We start from the raw sequence: 17,668 nt of genomic DNA on the forward strand, positions 1-17,668 counted from the left end.
TTTTCCATATAATGTACAGGCTAATAGGTAATGTGCAGGAGGTGGATGCCCATGACTTATGAGTGTGTCATTATAGGTGGAGGAATTGCTGGATTACAGGCTGCAATCCAATTAGGCAGATATGGGCATGACGTGCTGGTGATCGATAGTGAGGAAGGTCGCTCCAATCTTTGCAGAAGCTATCACAACCTGCTTGGCTGGCCTGATGGAGTTGGTGGAAGTTTTCTTAGGAAGACAGGAAAAGCGCAGGCAGCTAAATTAGGGGTGAGTTTTGAAAAACAACGAGTCAAAGCTGTCAAAAAAAATCATGACGTATTCGTTGTATCGACTGAAAACGACCAGCATGTAGAAGCGAAGCGACTCCTGCTCGCAACCGGGGTTGTAGATCGTATCCCGATGCTGAAGGACCTGCGGGCATGCCTTGGTATCAACATATATATCTGTCCGGATTGTGACGGCTATGAGGTTAAGGGCAAGCGTGTACTTGTATTAGGTTCAGGTGACACAGGCGCGAACATGGCTCTTACGTTGAAGTACTGGACGGATGAGATTGTATATATCAATCATGACGGAGCCTTTGTAGGAGAAAAGTTGACCAAGCAGCTGGAACAGAATCGTATTCGTATCCATGAAGGTCCGATTACTGAAATCATAAGAACAGGGGATAAACTTAAAGGCGTCGTATTGGAAAACGAACAGCGCATTCCTGGAAGACATGCATTTGTTGCGTTCGGAGGAAATGAAGTCAAATCAGACCTTGCCGCTCAGCTTGGTATCGAGCTCCACCACAATCGGCATATCCTGGCAGATGCCAGAACGAAAGAAACCAGTGTAAAAAACGTATGGGCTGCCGGGGATGTCGTCGCTCATTCCGAACAGGTTGCCATTGCGATGGGTGATGGTCTGCAAGCGGCCATCTGGATTCATAAAAGTTTGATCAGTGTATGATGCCGAAAGCTCCACGCGTATTAAAGTGTGGGGCTTTTTTGATGTAAAAAATCGGAATTTGTTACGTAATGACTACTTTTGTACTAGTTCATTTGGTATAATTTAAGTATTAATCTGATTATAAGGAGAGGGCATATTGAGTACTTTTAATAAGTTCCAACGAAGTGTCATCTTTAATTATATTATAGGATCGATGATTGCAGTGTTCGGAGTAGGCAGCATCTTCATCTTCCAAACATTGAACTTGGAAACGGAAGAAATGGTGTACTTCCTGATTGCCATGGGTTCATCAGTAATCATTATGCTTGGCTGTGAACTTTACGCTTACAGAAGGCATGTGGCGCCTATTGCACAAGCATTTAAGCAGGAAAGCCCAAGCATCGATGAGATCCACACAGCAATTATGGCTACCCATAAGTTCCCCCTGCTGACGGTAAGACGTATTATCGGACCGCATTTTCTTGGATTGGCCATTCCGGCTTCCTCTTTTCTCTCTGTATTAATCTATTTGGGTGAATTAAGCATCCCCTACACATACATAGCTATGGCTTGGAGTGGAGGTGCATTGATCGCGCTGCTTCATGCATTGGTTGAATATTTTATGGCTGACCGCGCCATTCGTCCAATCATTAAAGAATTGAATGAAAAAGGGATGCATCTGTACGGTTGTGATTTGGGCATAAGTGAGAATGCCGGTGTAACCATCAAGCAGAAATTATTCGTCAGTTCTTTGTTCACCTCCACGTTTCCGGTGCTTTTATTCATGATGGCAACGAAGGTGCGACTGGGGCAAGGTGTGGATGCTGGGGTTGAAGATTACTGGAGCTGGGCATCTGTTATCATGGTCGTTATTTTAGCGGTAGCTTTAGGAACCTCATTCTTCTTGAATCGAAGCATACAAGAACCGCTTGAAGCTTTACAAAAACGGTTCGGAGATGTCTATAAAGGTGAATATGAGCGAGTGGAAAATACGTATTCAGATGAGTTTGCTTACTTAGCTTCGGGATTCAATCATATGGTTTCCGGCATCAAGGAACGGGATGAGCGGAATGAAGAAATGCTCGAAAGTTTTTTCACGGTGATTGCAGCTACATTGGATGCACGTGATCCTTATACAGCAGGTCACTCGAAGCGGGTGGCGGAGTACTCGGTTCAAATAGCAGAAAGAGCTGGATTCTCTGCAGAAGATATCGATCTGTTGCGTAAGTCTGCACTGCTTCACGATATCGGGAAAATTGGTATTCGTGATGATGTGCTTTTGAAAGAAGGGAAGCTTACAGTCGAAGAGTTTGAACAGATCAAGGGACATCCTGCTATTGGGTCGAATATCCTTGAGCAAGTCGAGCTGCCCAAAGACTTGCAGCCGATTTTGCCTGGAGTGAGATACCACCATGAACGGTACGATGGAAAAGGGTATCCGGAAGGGTTGAAGGGAGAAGCGATTCCCGTGTTCGGTCGCTTAATGGCTGTGGCAGATGCGTATGATGCAATGACATCTGATCGTCCATACCGAAAAGGGATGAGCAAAGAAAAAGCGCTTGCAATCATTGAAGAGGGCAAGGGGACGCAGTGGGATCCGTATTTTTCTGAAATCTTCCTTGAAATGATGCAGGGGAAAACACAAAGCGATTATCTTGTATCAACGTTTTAATACACATCAATGTGCTGTTCCATCAGTTGTCATGTTTGATTGGTAAAGACGTCAGGGTATTTAGTATTAGGATATTAGTTATATACCACGAGGAGAAGGCAGTGATCCGAATGAAGATGTCGACTGTCCATGATTTGATTGAACACAGCCCATCCATGCTAAAACAAGTATTCGACACGATCAGTGATGGAGTACTGCTGTATGAGAAAGTTGAAGGCGCGTATAGATGTGTATTTTTGAATAATGAAGCGAAGAAATACTTTCATACCCAGGGCATTCTTTATAAACGGTTGGACCAGGCGCATGATGCGGCTACAGCGTCTTATTTGAGAGAATGGCTGGATCGATCTGTGACAACCGATGTGAACGCTCATTCATTCTCTGAGGAGGGCCTTGGTTTCAAAGGGGAATTGACGATCCACCCTTTCAAAGGCGAAAGCGGAGAATACACCTATTACGTAGTGATGTTCAGAAACATCCATGCATTCAAGAAAAATACAGAACTGATTGAAAAGAAGCAACGTCTGGAAGAGATGCAGGACAGGTATCAAGCGCTTGTTGAGATGTCACCGGATGCTGTCTTTGTCCATGATGAAAGAGAACAGATCATGTATGTCAATGACGCAGGTGTTCAATTGCTCAGAGGCAAAACACAGGAAAATCTGATCGGTAATAGCATCTATGATTATATTGATATTGAGTCTACCTCGACCATAAAGAATCGTTTAATGGAAATCATTGAAAAGGGTGACAAGTCCGGCCCTGTCGAGCGAAGATTCATCAAAAGTGATGGGACAGCTTTTTATGTAGAAGTGCATGCTGGCAGGGTGAAATATAATGGCAGGTACGCGGTTCAGACAATCTGCCGTGACATAACTGAACGGAAGAAGTATGAAAAGCACTTGGAAGAAATGGCTTACCTTGATCAGCTGACGCGGATACCGAACCGACGATATTTTTATCAGCAATTGGAAGATGCGATGACTGCAACTGGTCGAAATATGCATCCATCGCTTGCGCTTTTATATATCGACCTGGATAATTTCAAGGAAATCAACGATACATTCGGACACCAGGCGGGAGACGAAGTGTTGATCATTTTTGCTAAGCGGGTGCAAAAGGTTCTAAGGGGAGAAGATGTCTTTGCTCGGCTTGGAGGGGACGAATTTGTAGTCATGATTCCTGAACTTGAAGATCAGTCGCTGACGGTGGAGATTGCGAACAGGATCCTTTCCCATGTGGAACAGCCGATTGTATTGAATCAGGGTACGATTGATTTGACCTTATCGATCGGCATCTCCGTCTACCCGAGCCATGCCGAAAATGGCAGAGAACTTCTTCACCATGCTGATCTTGCGCTATATGAGGCAAAAAAGGAAGATCACATCCGAATCAAGTGTTACGAAAGTTAAAAGAAGGGGCAGCCCTTCTTTTTTTGTCTGTTAAAGAAGAGTGTCAGATAAAGAAGTTGAGCCATTCTATGCAGCTGAGGTAACCGAACCTTATTCCAAACCCAATCAAGATAAAGCTTGCAGTCACATGGACCAACTTGGTGATGGTACCATTCATCAGTATACGGCCGTAATGGATCGTAAAAGCCAGGTTCGCATTCCACAGTCCGAGTCCGACGAACACCAGACTGCTGATCAAAAAGGATTCCAGAGGGTTTCCTTTTGTAAGTGCTGTACTAAGGACGGATCCATAGATTCCAAGCCAAAATAATAGATTCATTGGGTTGGTGCCGGCGATGGTGAATCCCGTAAGATACCCCTTTAAAGCCTCGCGCTTCAATTCTCGCGACGGAAATTCTGATTCGTGAAGCGTCTCAGGAGGTGCTCCTTTTAAGCTTGTCCACCCCGAAGTAATCAGTATGACACTTCCCAATAACATCAGAGAGGCCTTTACCCAAACAATACCGAGCACTTGCGCCAGACCCATGAACATGAACGCCATGAAGAAAAAGTCGAACGTCATCCCGCCTAATCCCACACAGAAAGACGGCCAAAATCCATACTTCAATCCCCTGTTGATAATTTCAATATTAATCGGCCCGATTGGAGCAGCAATAGATAGTCCTAACAGGATATAACCAACGACTATTCCCATTTTCCAGCACCCCTTTTTTAAAGGACAAGCAAGTCTATCCTAGTAGATGATACCTGTATCGATTTTAGAACTAATGCAATGCGAAAAAATAATTACTTTAAAGCGTAATTATTTGTTGCTTTATAACGTAAACTTGATTACTATATAAAGTAAGGAGGTGGAAGTGATGGAAAATATTAGTTTGAATGTAGCTTTGCTTCGGAGGAAGGTGCCGAACTTGACCAGTGCCGCTAAATCTGTTGGACTCCGTCCAGCTACAGTATCAAATCTTTGTACAGGTAAAATACCGGTCGGTCGATCGGAAGTAAGGACGATTGTAGCGTTAGCATCATTGGCAGATTGCAGCTTAGACGAACTCATTATACGAGGGGGAAAAGTGGAGATGATTGAAACTGGCATTAAAACGTTGGATGTGTTCGCGCCGTTGACCAAAGGTGGTACAGTTGGATTGGTTGCAAGACCTGGAATGGGGCAGCTCGTCATCATTGCAGAAGTGTTTTACCGTTTGAGAAAAGACGGGTATAAGACGATGATGCTGAAGCCGGAGGGGGAACATCCTGAAGTGGATGACCTGAAGGAACAGTTCGATGTGATGGATACCGATATTGAAAAAGTGTATGAGCAAATTAAAGCTAACGAGCAGGCGAAAGGCATCGTATTCGCTGCGGATCGTTCTGAAGTCGTCAATGGTGAAATTTTCGCCTTGCAGGAACGCTTGCAAAAAGAAGGAATCACTTCAGTGACGACATTCCTGCTTGACTTATCCGGAGACTCGATGGATGAGGAACTTCCATATGGTCCATTGGAAACCTTATGGCAGTTCGACATCGACTTGGCTGCACGGCACATGTATCCTGCAGTAACGCCGGTATCTTCTACTTCGACACTATTGGAGGATGTCTATATTGATCAGACGCATTTCACTGTCCAACAGCGTGCGAGAAAGCTGTTGCGAAGGTACAGGGAGCTCCGCTCGTTTGTCAATGTAAAAGGGGAAGCGTCGATACCGGATTCAGAAAGACAGACGTATGTACGGGGTGAGCGCTTGGAAGCATACCTTACCCAGCCATTCTTTGTGGCAGAAGAATTTACGAAGCAAAAAGGTGAGTTTGTCCATTTGAAAGATGCCCTCTCAGATATTCAGAAAATAGTAGATGGGGCTACCGATACTGTAAAGAAAGATGAGCTGCATTTCATCGGTAAAATCCAATAGAATCTCCATTTACACCTCCGACCTGCATGCATCGGAGGTTTTCGTTTGAGTAATTTTACCCATGAATGTTTCCGTACTTCTTCATATTGGTGTTTGCTGACCGATAAAGTTCGTAGACGACATAAATTTGAAGGGGTTTACAGCTTATGAAACTGCAAAGTATTACTGCATTGATTTTTACCGGACTACTAATGGGGTGTGCCGATGCCTCTGGAATTACATCATCTGACAGCGGAATTGCCGCTACAGATCTACAGCCAGTCTCCGTGTCGGACTTATCTGATGAAGAAATCCTGAACATTTATGAACAAGGGAGAGAGGGAGAGTACAACGACTATGGTGATTTCGTAGAAGAATCTGTCAGAATGATAGAATTCAGCATGGAGGAATTGCTGAGGGTTGCCCCTGCTGTAAAAGAAGGCGCGGCCAACGACGCTACAATCGATCATTACGAAACTGCTTTACGTACAGTGCGCCACCATATAAAACAAGGGGTGGAAAAGGAAGACATACCTGCTCTATTGAGAGAAGCCCACCTGGTCTACGTCGATTATTTGCACGGAATGGAAAAAGTAATGCAAACGATCGAGGAGGATGATGTGAATCAGTCCGAGGTGTGGCAGGGAATATACATCGATGCGAAAAGGGAATTTACACTTGTCGAAGACGCATTTGATCAGATGGAGAGTGAGTTTTTTGCTAGAGTGAACCTTCTGCTCGAGGATAAGCGTCATACACAGGGAGACACAGAAGAGAATGTTGAAGAATCTTATGTTGGGGATGAGAGTACTGAGGAGATGCAAGTCGAAGCCGTGGAAGAGCTTGATTTGTTTGTCTTAGTTAACAATGGTGATGGAGAGGGTGTAAGAAAAGCCCTTGAGCAAGGAGAGAATCCGAACATCAATCAAGTATCCGGAGAAACCCCGCTTGAATTAACTGCGAGACATGGTCATGTAGACATGATGCAGGCATTATTAAACCATGGAGCAGACCCGAATAAAAGTAATAATCAGGTTGCAGCCACTCCGCTAGAAGAAGCTATTTGGAACAGAGAAGATGCAAAAACAGTGGTCTCCATCCTTCAAATGGTGGAGTTATTATTGGATTATGGAGCAGATGTGAATCACATCAACGACAACTCGGATATTGAAGGGAAGGTGAGCACTGCTTTGATGACGGCGGTACAGTTCAATTACGAACCCGTCATTGAACTTCTCCTTGAACATGAAGCAGATCCATACATGGTGGTGAACGGAGGGCGTAGCGCCTATTCCATTGCAGAAGAGCGGGGCTACTCGAATGTCCTGGACTTGATGAAGAAGTATGCAGGTAACCCCCCTCAAAAGAAGGTGGAAACAGATAAAAATTCAGATGTGCGGGAAGTACCCGACTTCAATTTTCCAAATCAGGATGGGGGGAGCATCAGCAACGACGCATTGTTTGGCGAGACGTGGATGGGCGTGCTGATCGATACGAAACATAACGCAACGACAAACATCCCTTTATTAGTAAAAATGAAGCAAGTACAACATCAGCTTGCTTCGAGTTATCTTGCACCCACAATCGTTGCATTTACCGTGAGACCCGAATATGATTCCTCTGATCGTTTGAAAGAGTTCAAACAGAGTATCGGCTTTGAATCCGAGGATATCCACTTTGTTTCACCTGACAGCCATGAAGTGATCAGAACGTTTGCTAGAGAGGCATTCCAGAGTCCTATGACGGAGGATGGTGATCGCTACATCTATAGTTATAGCATCATTTACGTGAATGGAAATGGCGTAATCGTCGATAAATTCCCTGGACAGTTGGACATCGATAAAATTGTTGAAGGAATAAAGAAACACCATTAATTATGGTAGAATAATATATAGGCAGCTTGACCTTTAGCCGCCTGTTAAATTTAGCGACAAACTATTACAATCAGCCTCAGGGAAGGCGAGCGGGAGGGAACGATGAAGAACATCACGTTATTTGTTGGTTGTGTCATGGTTGTTCTCCTCCCCGTGACGGCACATGCAGAGCTTTTGCTCATAGCTGAAGGGTCCGCCGGCATGTTTTCCTATGAAGTGAAAATGACCGAGCATCAGAAGATGATATGGATGATCGAGAAGCAGGATAGAGTGCTTTATTTTAACGAAACGCCATGGAATCAGCAGCATTTGGAGGATTACAAAAGTGCGATCGATGTTGTACATAAGGAACGGCTGAAGCTGATCATCACCTTGATATATTTAATTGGAGCAATTGTCGCCCTTTTTGCAGGTTCTAAATTAAAAGTGAGATCTTCAAGATTGATGTATTATGCGCTGGTCACATTGTTCTGTATGATCACAATCTATACCATCATCCATTCGTCCGTCCAATTGACGGATGCATACCACCTTGCCAATGAATGTTTTGCTTTGCTTGAGCAAATGGTGGCCTGATTTCGACTGTCATGGTTTAGTACCCATACAATTTTCCATTTCTTAAATATGATGTATAGAGGGTATGGTCCATCCATGCTTAAGCATCTATTTCAGTATAGAAAGGAGTTTTTTGTATGGGTTACGGATGCGGTGGTTACGGTTACGGAAGCAACTTCGTACTGATCGTAGTTTTGTTCATCCTATTGATCATCGTCGGAGCTACAATCGCTTGGTAATAGCTGAAGTACTCCCCTTAAGGGAGTGCTTTTTATTTTGCATTCAAAAAAGGGACTGACTCCTTTGGAATCGAATAAAGGGATAAGGGGTTAGTTGAACTCAAAATCAGACGAGGTGAATGAGGATGAAAGCAAAACAGTTATATGAATACCATGTATGGGCAAACCGGCAGTATTTCAATCTTTTGAAGGAAATGGATCCATCCATTTTCAAAAAGGAAGTGGAGAGCGTTTTTTCCAGTGTGAGTGAAGTGTTTTCACACATCTATGTAGTGGATAAAATCTGGCTCGGCTGCCTAGTGGGGGATGATTTTGATACGATCTTTTCGAAGGTGCAGGATTGGGATAAGGAAGCGGAGAGTCCTACAATCGAAGCGATTGAAGAGAAGTTCTTAAAGTTGACGGGAGCATTTCAAGGCTTTTTTGATAAAGTGGAAAGCGAAGACGACCCCTTGATCGTGGAACACCCTAGATTTGGGAAGCTTCACACCACGTACATAGAAATTGTGCAGCACATTGTCAATCATGGCACCTATCATAGGGGAAACCTAGCTGCGATGCTGCGGCAGATGGGACATAAAGGAGCATCGACGGATTATATTTTCTACTTATACGCACTGGAAAATGCGGAAAGGGGTGGATGAAGCGATGGAACGTCAATTGCAACACGTACTGGACCGAATCGAAGGGGAAGTGGCGATCCTGGTGAGCATTGAGAGTAAAAGGTATGAACATAATGTGACCCAGAAGTTTTCTGCAGCTAGTCTGATAAAGTGGCCGATTTTTTTATATGGGTTCCATCTTGTCAGTTGTTGTGACCGTCAGCTGGACGAACCGATACCGATGTTCCGGTCGGATGTAGTCGGCGGTGCGGGAGTCATCCAGTCTCTTCCTCCAAGACCCACCTACTCCTTCCAAGAGCTGCTGACGCTTATGATGGTTGTTTCTGACAACACTGCTACCAATATATTGATCCGGGATTTAGGTATAGAAAATGTTCAAGCGTTCATTAAAGAAAATGATCTGCAAGGAACGCACTTGAATCGAAACCTCATGGACATGGATGCAATGGAGGCAGGGCTGGATAATACGATTACAGCAGCAGCGATAGGGAAGTGCCTTTCGTTAATCTCGGATCCTGACCTGTTTGAACAAAAGTATTCTACTATGATGATGGAAATCCTAAGTCATCAGCAGTTCACAGATAAACTGTCAGCCAAAGTAAATGTAGAGGAAGTCCAGTTTTATAATAAGACAGGAGAACTCCCGGGAGTCGAGCATGACAGTGCCTTAATCAAGTATAAAGCCAACGTTGCAGAAGTGGTGGTCCTTACGGAAGGGTTAACTTCAAATTGGAAGGGTAAAGAGTTGATAGCGGATGTAGGGAAATTAGTCGTAGAAGAATTGATAGTTAGGGAGGAGAAGCCTGTTGAAGCCAATCATCAACGAAATTGAAGGCGGTTATATCGTACAATTCATTCGTAATTATCCCCATTCTCTCGAAAAGGTCTGGGAAGCGATCACTTCGCCAGATAAATTAAGGCAATGGTTCGCAGATGTAGACATGGAATATCAACTTGGTGGAAGAATGGATATTCATTTCAATAAGTCAGCAGGTAACAAAAAGGTAGGAAAAATCATTGAGATTAAAGATAAATGGATTTTCGAATACCTGTGGGACGTAGAAATGAACGAAACTGTGACATTTGAAGTCACCCCAATTGAAGAAGGGTGTCGATTGTCCCTGACTCACATCATCCATGATGCCGCCCAGATGCCAAGCATCATCGGTGGGTGGGAAAGTCATTTGGATATGCTTGAAGCTAGTTTGAATGGCACACCATCTGAATTTCCTTGGAAGAAATGGGAAACGATCCGTGATGAATATAGCAGTGGATAGCCGGAGTACATTTCCGGCTTTTTTTATTGTTCAGGAATAATTATACTTCTGCCAAAATGCTCCGGTTTCTCAACTCTCCTAAGACAAGCTATAATGAAGGTACTAACTTGAAAACAAAGTGGTGAAAAACATGATTGTCATCATTGATAACTATGACTCGTTTACTTATAACTTATATCAGTATTACCTCCAGCTGGACACGGATGTAGTCGTTAGACGAAACGACGACATCACCATAGAGGAAGTATCCGACTATGAACCGGATCTGATTGTTCTTTCTCCCGGACCAGGCACTCCTGCCAAAGCTGAGTTTTCCGCACGTGTGCTGGAAAATTTCGCATGCAAAATCCCGGTCTTAGGGGTGTGTCTGGGGCATCAGGTAATTGTAGAATATTTTGGTGGGAAAGTGATAAAAGGATTGGAGCCTGTCCATGGCAAAGTATCTGAAATCACTCATGATAAGCGGACACTCTTCGAAGATATTCCTTCTCCGACCCCTGTCACAAGGTACCACTCATTGACAGCGGATGAAGCATCTATCCCTGAAGATTTGGAAGTCAGTGCAAGAACTTTGGATGGAACAATCATGGCTGTTCGACACCGCCACCTTCCTGTTGAAGGCATCCAATTCCACCCAGAGTCCATTATGACTAAGTCCGGGTTTTTGATGTTGAAAAATCATTTTGAACAAGCATTGAAAAGGAAAAGTTCCATTATAGAGATAGGAGGGGTGTAGGGTGTACGAGCTGCTGTTTGAATTTCCTGATAATGTAACAGGTAAAGCTACCCCTCGTATGTTTGAAAAACCTGTACGTATTCTGCAGGCAAATGAGCTTGATGAAGTGGAAGAAGTCTTTGAAGAAGTCAATCACGCTCTTGATCAAGGTTACTATGTTGCAGGTTATGTCTCCTATGAGGCTGCACCAGCTTTTGATCCTGCTTTTCAGGTTCATGAAGCCAAGGGTTTTCCACTCGTCTGGTTTGGTGTGTACGAACAGATGAAGCAGGGATTTCCATCTGGGAAAGATGAGTCGTATCAGCTATCCGATTGGAACTTGGATGGCGATTTTGCTTCCTATCAACAAGGAATAAGCAAGATTAGGCAAGCAATCGAAGACGGGGATACCTACCAGGTCAACTATACAGTCCGGATGAAATCTAAGTTCGAAGGTGATGATAACAGCTTTTACAGACAGCTTGCGCGTAACCAGAAGGGAGACTACTCCGCACATTTGAACACCGGCAGATACCGCATCCTTTCTGCATCCCCCGAACTTTTCTTCAAGGTGGACAACGGAAGAATCACCACAAAACCCATGAAAGGAACGTCAAAACGAGGCAGGTATTCGAAAGAAGATGAAGTTCTGAAAGAGACCCTTCGTCATTCTGAAAAGGATCAGGCTGAAAATCTCATGATCGTGGATTTGTTGAGGAATGATGTAGGGCGCATTGCCGAAGCTGGTACGGTAAACGTACCGAAGCTCTTTTCGATTGAATCATATCCCACCGTCCATCAGATGACTTCCACAATTGAGGCGGTATTAAAACAACGCATGACGCCCTTTGATTGGTTCAAAGCACTGTTTCCTTGTGGCTCGATTACAGGCGCCCCAAAGGTCAGTACAATGCGCTTCATCTCGGAATTGGAGCAGTCAGCGAGACGGGTGTACTGTGGGGCGATTGGATATATGACACCTGAGCGGGAAGCGATCTTTAATGTACCGATCCGTACAGTAACAATCGACACGGATACGGATGAAGCTGTCTATGGGACTGGCGGCGGCATTACGTGGGACTCTACGGCCGAAGGCGAATACGAGGAACTTTTAACAAAAGCGAGACTTCTGACTGAAAAGCGCAAGGAGTTTCAACTGTTGGAAACATTGAGGATGGAGGCCGGTGAATTCCCTCTACTGGACTATCATATGAAACGTCTTACAGACTCAGTCCGTTATTTTGGTTTTGCTGTTCCTATTTCCCGGGTAATAATGGCGCTTGAAAAATGTCGAAAGAAGTATCCGGATGGTAATCATAAGGTGAGGGTTTTGGTAAGTGAAGGTGGAGAAGTGGATATTACTGCTACACCAATCAAGAGAGAAATGAACACGATCCGGTCATCTATCGCAAGTGCACCGATCGATCGAATGAATCCATTCTTATTTAACAAAACAACGGAGCGTTCGATCTATGAAAACTTACAGCAGCAAGCACCTACTCATGCTGAAACCGTTCTGCTATGGAACGACAAGGATGAGTTGACCGAATTTACGATTGGGAACCTCGTCATTGAAAAAAATGGAGAATATTATACGCCGCCTGTCGAATGCGGGCTTCTCCCTGGGACACGCAGGCAGCAATTATTAGTTGAGGGAATTTTGAAGGAGCAAGTTATAACAAAGCATTTGCTGGATGAAGCGGATCAAGTCTGGATGATCAATAGTGTGCGAGGCTGGGTTAAAGTCTCGTTTATCTACTAAAAAATTGGTACGCTTCTTTCTAAGAAACTTCTGAACTTCCAGGGATAATATGGTAGGATTGCGTTAGAGAAGTTAAGGTGGAGGAGGAAACCGATTATGGAATTGACTTTGCAGGGAGGCCTGGCCTTTCTCGTTCTGTTCTTTTTATTGTTGGGGATGCTTAGTAAGCTAAAGCAAATGGAACAGCGGATGTCCAGCATGAATCAACGCCTCGAACAGCTTGCAGAATATATGGGATTGCCGGAGAACCCTGAAATCGATAAATTGCGAATTCTGATTGAGGAAGGAAAAGATATAGAGGCTGTGAAGGAAGCACGAAAAGCGTTCGGTTTTTCATTAGTGGAAGGAAAGCGATATATTGACTCTCTGAAAGCCTCTATGAATAGTGGATAAGGAGGAGAAGATTGAGATTAGAATCTGACCATTCGGTACATTTATTAAAAGGCTTCATCATCCTCACATTCATTGCCTTGTTTATAGAATTCTTTACTTCATTGATCTACATCATTGATACCGAGTTATATAGAAAGATTGAAATGTTGGATGTGATAGGGATATGGGGAACGTTTGTGTTTTACTTCATCCAGGGCATCCTGTTTTTGATTTGGTTATACAAAGTACATAAGGATTTAAATGCGATGGATTCGTATTATCCGGTTTCACCTTGGGGATCTTTCGCAAGAGTGATTGTACCCGTTTACAACCTTTATGGCTTGTGGAATGTGTACGCCACGATGTACCGCCACTTTAAGCAGTACGATCGTACAGAGCATATTGGACAAAAGTTGTATGTGTACCTCCCGATTTTTTATATCGGGTTTTGGGGAACGAACATTTTCAACAATTCAATTTCCGGGGATTTCGGTGTTCCTCTGACCATTTCTTTTCTTCTTGATATGGGGATGATGGTCATCTATTTACTGATGGTCAAACTGATCACCCGAGCGCTTCATCTATTACGCGATGATTATGATGAAACGTACGGGAATCCCCAACAAGAACAAAACGCTTAGGCACTCAGCCTAAGCGTTTTTAGTGTTTTATTCAGGATCTGCTACTTTTACAAGCTGTTTCCCGATATTTTCCCCTTTGAACAATCCGAAAAATGCATCAGGAACATTTTCAAATCCTTCCGTGACCGTCTCTTTATAGGTAAGCTTCTCTTCCTGCAGCCATGTGGAAAGCCTTTTAAGACCTTCTCCGAATCGCTCTTGGTAATCCCCGACCGTGAATCCTTTCATCAATGCACTCGATTTAATCAAGTGCATCTGCATTCGTGGGCCTTGATCACCTGGTTTGTTGTAAGAAGCGATTGCTCCACACTGGATGATCCTGGCGAATTTATTCAGTAGTGGATAGACAGCATCGGAAATATCTCCACCTACATTGTCGAAATAGACGTCCACCCCTTCTGAGCATTTCTCCTTCAGTGCCTCTTTTACATTTTCCGTCTTATAATTGATCGTTGCATCTGCACCGAGTTCCTTAAGGAAGTCGATTTTTTCTTCTGTACCTGCAATTCCTACAACACGACAGCCGTAAATTTTAGCAATTTGGACGACTGTTGAGCCTACCGCACCAGCAGCACCCGACACGACAACGGTTTCACCTTCTTTAGGCTGACCGATGTCTGTCAGTCCGAAATAGGCAGTAAGACCTGGCATCCCCAATACATGAAGCGTGGGACTCAATGGTCCCAGAGAAGGGTCGATCTTCCGCACGCTGTCTCCAGGTACTACAGCCTGTTCCGCCCAAGGTATCATACCAGTAACAATATCCCCTTGAGCCAAATCTTCATGAGAGGATTCAACCACTTGGGCTACAGCGCCGCCTTCCAAAGGTTTATTCAATTCAAAAGGGGCGATATAGGATTTTGTATTACTCATTCTTCCTCGCATATAAGGATCAACTGAAATATAGAGCGGTTTGACGAGCACTTCACCTTCTGATTGTTCAGGTGTTTCTGCATCTACAAGTTGGATGTGTTCATTTGTTGGAGTTGTTTCTGGACGTTTCACTAAATGGATTTCTTTCATTTTCCCCATTGCTTTCACTCCTTTTCAAACGTATGTATTCATTGTAACGGGTTGTATCCGTAAGGGGAAAAGATATCCCTTGAAGAATAGGCGGACAGCATGGTATCAGGAATGGTCAATTGTCCAATCTTATCATGGCATGGTCGAATACCTTATAAAAAAGGGGGTGAAATCATGTCAAGAAAGCGCAGAGGATCCTACCCATTATGGACGGATGTTCCCTATGCGGGAGAGAGTCACCCTCCTCGGAATGCGGTAACTCCATATGCAGGATCCTGGAAGACTTATTTCATCGAACGAAGTGAACGAGGCGGTTTCGAAACGTTGGATGGACGGCCGATCGAGCTTGAAATTGTAAAACCGGACCGAATTGACTGGTATGAGGAGTTGAAGCTCGTCCAAAGAGTAGCGGATCGTCTGACAGAAGAGGATAAGCTTAAAGCGGTGTACTGGGGATCAGGGCCTCCATCCAAACAGTGGGTTCCGATTGTGGATGCACTGATTGACACGTACGGAGTGGAACCTCCAAGAGCGGCGAGAATTCTAGGTGCACTTTTTTCCGGATTGAACGATGCACTTGTCGTCACCTGGTATTTAAAATATAAGTGGCTTGTCCCTAGACCGAACCAACTGGATAGGGAATTCGCTACTGTTATCTGCACACCGAATTTTCCTGCCTATCCGTCAGGGCATGCAGCAGTGTCTGGAGCAGCAGAAGTCATCTTAAGTTACTTCTTCCCTAGTGAGCGCAGACGATTGCGTGAATTAGCGGAAGAAGATGCAGAATCAAGGTTGCTTGGAGGAGTACACTTCAAAGTTGATAATGATCAAGGTTTGAGATTGGGTAGACAAATCGGAAGACTGGTCGTTGAACAGCTGGAAAAAGATTTGGATTCAGAAGGACTGCCTGTTGATGTCCATTACAGGGAGTTCAGGAATGCAAAACTTATTCCTCCTCCATACGAACAGGGGATACCTTTCGACTTCGAACAGCAGTGCGGCTCGTTGTTACGTAGTGATGTCCAGCAGGAAAGGAAGAGAAAAAGGGACGATAAAGGTCCTAAGCCAAAGTTGTTCTTTTAACCAGAAGCAGGCTCAATTGTCTGCTTTTTTATTTAATCTCCATTATTTTCTCGCATTTTCTGCAAAGTTTAACAATTTAGAAGGTATTTCGTCATTCATGCATAATAAGTACAAGTAGAAGTCATTTTGAAAAAGGAGAATCTGGATGTTGGACGGTTGGGTAAAGCAACAGGCATTAATCAAAGCATTCAAGCACGCGCCAATCGGAAAGGGTATCCTGGATACGGATGGCACGTTTTTAATGGTGAACGCTTCCTATGGCAGGATCACAGGCTACGAAGAAGAAGAATTGCTTCAGCTTTCCTTTCAGGACATCACCCATGAAGAAGATCTGGAAAACGATTTGTCCCAGTGGCAACAGTTGATCTCCGAACAAATTGATTATTATGAAATGGAAAAACGTTACATAAGGAAAGATGGACAAATCATTTGGGTGTTCATCAGTGTATCGATGTTCAAAGATGAAGAGGGTCAAACGTTTGTGATTGCTCAAGTCCAGAACATTGATCGCCGCAAAAAGGCAGAAGATGAATTGCGACTGAGGGAAGCCAGGTACCGTAAGCTTGTAGATAATATCCCGGACCCTATGGTCGTCCATGACCATGAAAAGTTCCTTTATGTAAATAAAGCAGCACTGAAAGCATTCGAATTGCCGGCAGAAGAAGTGTTGGGCAAACAACTGAAAGAATTCGTCCATCAGGAGTCTGCATTAATGCTTCAACAGAAAGTGGAGGAGGCAATTCGTACAGGAGATACTAGTGAAGTGCTTCAGGTCCGGTTGAACCTCCCCAATGGCAAGGAAATGTACATTCAAAGTACAGCTTCATTCATTCAATTCGAAGGGGAGGATGCGTTCGAGGTCGTTTTCAGAGACGTAACTGAGAGGGTAGCCTATGAATCCCGCAGCAGTGATTTGCTGGAGCAATTAGAGAAGATGAACCTCGTCGGAGAATTGGCAGCAGGCATTGCACATGAAATACGAAATCCTTTGACGATCCTGAAAGGCTTCATTCAATTGATGGAGTTAAGTGAACGAGAAGGGGATGCCCCGCAGTATGAAGGGTTGATCATGTCCGAAATCGAACGGATCAATGAAATGGTCCATGAATTCATGGATTTAGCCAAGCCGTCTGATGAAGAGCGTGAAGCAGTGGACCTTGCGGAAACTTTGCGTCAGGTCATTCGGTTAATGGCCACTCAGGCAAGGAAGAGTAAAGTGTACATTGAATTCAACCAAGCATCACCGTTGCCTGAAATCGCCTGTGAAGAAAATAAAATGAAACAGGCATTCATCAACATACTGAAGAATGCCATTGAAGCGATGCCTGAAGGTGGAGAAATTACGATCAGGATTGAAACTGTCGAAGACGAACTTTTGATCACGTTTAGTGACCAGGGAATCGGTATTCCTGACGAAAATCATGGTGTCATTTTGAAACCATTTTTTACAACGAAAGCAGATGGATCCGGACTCGGGCTGATGATAACCAAGAATATTGTTGAGAATCACGGAGGGAAGCTGGATATCCAAAATAACGAAAGCATTGGTGCTACTGTTAAAATCAGTCTGCCGTTATACAACTAAAAAAGAAAGATGGCGGTAATGA

18 protein-coding genes are annotated in these 17,668 nt (G+C 44.0%); 16 read left to right on the top strand and 2 right to left on the bottom strand.

What is annotated here, in order from left to right; genetic code table 11:
• The first annotated feature begins 51 nt into the window (after positions 1 to 51).
• The 3 genes from ACFQ2J_RS11480 (at position 52) to ACFQ2J_RS11490 (ending at position 4,011) form a co-directional block, all read left to right on the top strand.
• Positions 52 to 948, top strand: a complete 897-nt coding sequence (locus ACFQ2J_RS11480; protein WP_386060282.1) for an NAD(P)/FAD-dependent oxidoreductase — start codon at positions 52 to 54, stop codon at positions 946 to 948.
• A 136-nt stretch (positions 949 to 1,084) separates the two neighbouring features.
• Positions 1,085 to 2,599, top strand: coding sequence for an HD-GYP domain-containing protein (locus ACFQ2J_RS11485; protein WP_386060285.1), 1,515 nt, complete (start codon positions 1,085 to 1,087; stop codon positions 2,597 to 2,599).
• 110 nt (positions 2,600 to 2,709) lie between these two features.
• Complete coding sequence (locus ACFQ2J_RS11490; protein ID WP_386062475.1) at positions 2,710 to 4,011, top strand: diguanylate cyclase domain-containing protein; 1,302 nt, start codon at positions 2,710 to 2,712, stop codon at positions 4,009 to 4,011.
• 43 nt (positions 4,012 to 4,054) lie between these two features.
• Here the strand turns inward: ACFQ2J_RS11490 and ACFQ2J_RS11495 are convergent, their stop codons facing one another.
• The gene (locus ACFQ2J_RS11495; protein WP_386060288.1) at positions 4,055 to 4,705 is read right to left on the bottom strand and encodes a LysE family translocator; all 651 of its coding nucleotides are present in this window, start codon (positions 4,703 to 4,705) and stop codon (positions 4,055 to 4,057) included.
• Between the two features lie 166 nt (positions 4,706 to 4,871).
• On the opposite strand from ACFQ2J_RS11495, the gene ACFQ2J_RS11500 reads away from it, so the two are divergent.
• The 11 genes from ACFQ2J_RS11500 (at position 4,872) to ACFQ2J_RS11550 (ending at position 13,955) form a co-directional block, all read left to right on the top strand.
• The gene (locus ACFQ2J_RS11500; RefSeq protein ID WP_386060291.1) at positions 4,872 to 5,918 is read left to right on the top strand and encodes an ATP synthase beta subunit C-terminal domain-containing protein; all 1,047 of its coding nucleotides are present in this window, start codon (positions 4,872 to 4,874) and stop codon (positions 5,916 to 5,918) included.
• A gap of 146 nt (positions 5,919 to 6,064) precedes the next feature.
• Positions 6,065 to 7,771: an ankyrin repeat domain-containing protein gene (locus ACFQ2J_RS11505; RefSeq protein WP_386060294.1), complete on the top strand. Its 1,707-nt coding sequence runs from the start codon at positions 6,065 to 6,067 to the stop codon at positions 7,769 to 7,771.
• 102 nt (positions 7,772 to 7,873) lie between these two features.
• Positions 7,874 to 8,347: a hypothetical protein gene (locus ACFQ2J_RS11510; protein WP_386060296.1), complete on the top strand. Its 474-nt coding sequence runs from the start codon at positions 7,874 to 7,876 to the stop codon at positions 8,345 to 8,347.
• Positions 8,348 to 8,463: 116 nt separating this feature from the next.
• A complete protein-coding gene (locus ACFQ2J_RS11515; protein ID WP_386060298.1) occupies positions 8,464 to 8,565 on the top strand; it encodes a YjcZ family sporulation protein in 102 nt (33 codons plus the stop codon).
• Positions 8,566 to 8,690: 125 nt separating this feature from the next.
• On the top strand, positions 8,691 to 9,209 hold the full coding sequence (locus ACFQ2J_RS11520) for a DinB family protein (protein ID WP_386060301.1): 519 nt from the start codon (positions 8,691 to 8,693) through the stop codon (positions 9,207 to 9,209).
• A 4-nt stretch (positions 9,210 to 9,213) separates the two neighbouring features.
• A complete protein-coding gene (locus ACFQ2J_RS11525; protein ID WP_386060304.1) occupies positions 9,214 to 10,020 on the top strand; it encodes a serine hydrolase in 807 nt (268 codons plus the stop codon).
• Positions 9,995 to 10,465 (top strand): SRPBCC family protein, encoded by a 471-nt coding sequence (locus tag ACFQ2J_RS11530; protein ID WP_386060307.1) that lies wholly within the window; start codon positions 9,995 to 9,997, stop codon positions 10,463 to 10,465. The genes ACFQ2J_RS11525 and ACFQ2J_RS11530 overlap by 26 nt, the downstream gene beginning before the upstream one ends.
• 130 nt (positions 10,466 to 10,595) lie before the next feature.
• Positions 10,596 to 11,201 carry an anthranilate synthase component II gene (locus tag ACFQ2J_RS11535; protein WP_386060310.1) on the top strand — a complete coding sequence of 202 codons (606 nt, stop codon included), beginning with the start codon at positions 10,596 to 10,598 and terminating at the stop codon, positions 11,199 to 11,201.
• 1 nt (position 11,202) lies between these two features.
• The gene (gene pabB / locus ACFQ2J_RS11540; RefSeq protein ID WP_386060313.1) at positions 11,203 to 12,942 is read left to right on the top strand and encodes an aminodeoxychorismate synthase component I; all 1,740 of its coding nucleotides are present in this window, start codon (positions 11,203 to 11,205) and stop codon (positions 12,940 to 12,942) included.
• A 96-nt stretch (positions 12,943 to 13,038) separates the two neighbouring features.
• The gene (locus ACFQ2J_RS11545; RefSeq protein ID WP_386060316.1) at positions 13,039 to 13,335 is read left to right on the top strand and encodes a hypothetical protein; all 297 of its coding nucleotides are present in this window, start codon (positions 13,039 to 13,041) and stop codon (positions 13,333 to 13,335) included.
• An 11-nt stretch (positions 13,336 to 13,346) separates the two neighbouring features.
• Positions 13,347 to 13,955 carry a hypothetical protein gene (locus tag ACFQ2J_RS11550; RefSeq protein ID WP_386060319.1) on the top strand — a complete coding sequence of 203 codons (609 nt, stop codon included), beginning with the start codon at positions 13,347 to 13,349 and terminating at the stop codon, positions 13,953 to 13,955.
• Positions 13,956 to 13,982: 27 nt separating this feature from the next.
• Here the strand turns inward: ACFQ2J_RS11550 and ACFQ2J_RS11555 are convergent, their stop codons facing one another.
• The gene (locus ACFQ2J_RS11555) at positions 13,983 to 14,987 is read right to left on the bottom strand and encodes an NADP-dependent oxidoreductase (RefSeq protein ID WP_386060322.1); all 1,005 of its coding nucleotides are present in this window, start codon (positions 14,985 to 14,987) and stop codon (positions 13,983 to 13,985) included.
• A gap of 165 nt (positions 14,988 to 15,152) precedes the next feature.
• On the opposite strand from ACFQ2J_RS11555, the gene ACFQ2J_RS11560 reads away from it, so the two are divergent.
• Entirely contained in the window at positions 15,153 to 16,061 is a 909-nt protein-coding gene (locus tag ACFQ2J_RS11560; protein WP_386060325.1) for a vanadium-dependent haloperoxidase, read from the top strand.
• 145 nt (positions 16,062 to 16,206) lie between these two features.
• Positions 16,207 to 17,646 carry a PAS domain S-box protein gene (locus tag ACFQ2J_RS11565; protein ID WP_386060328.1) on the top strand — a complete coding sequence of 480 codons (1,440 nt, stop codon included), beginning with the start codon at positions 16,207 to 16,209 and terminating at the stop codon, positions 17,644 to 17,646.
• Positions 17,647 to 17,668: the final 22 nt, after the last annotated feature.

The organism is Thalassobacillus hwangdonensis, from assembly GCF_042675915.1.
Lineage (GTDB): Bacteria > Bacillota > Bacilli > Bacillales > Halobacillaceae > Thalassobacillus_A > Thalassobacillus_A hwangdonensis.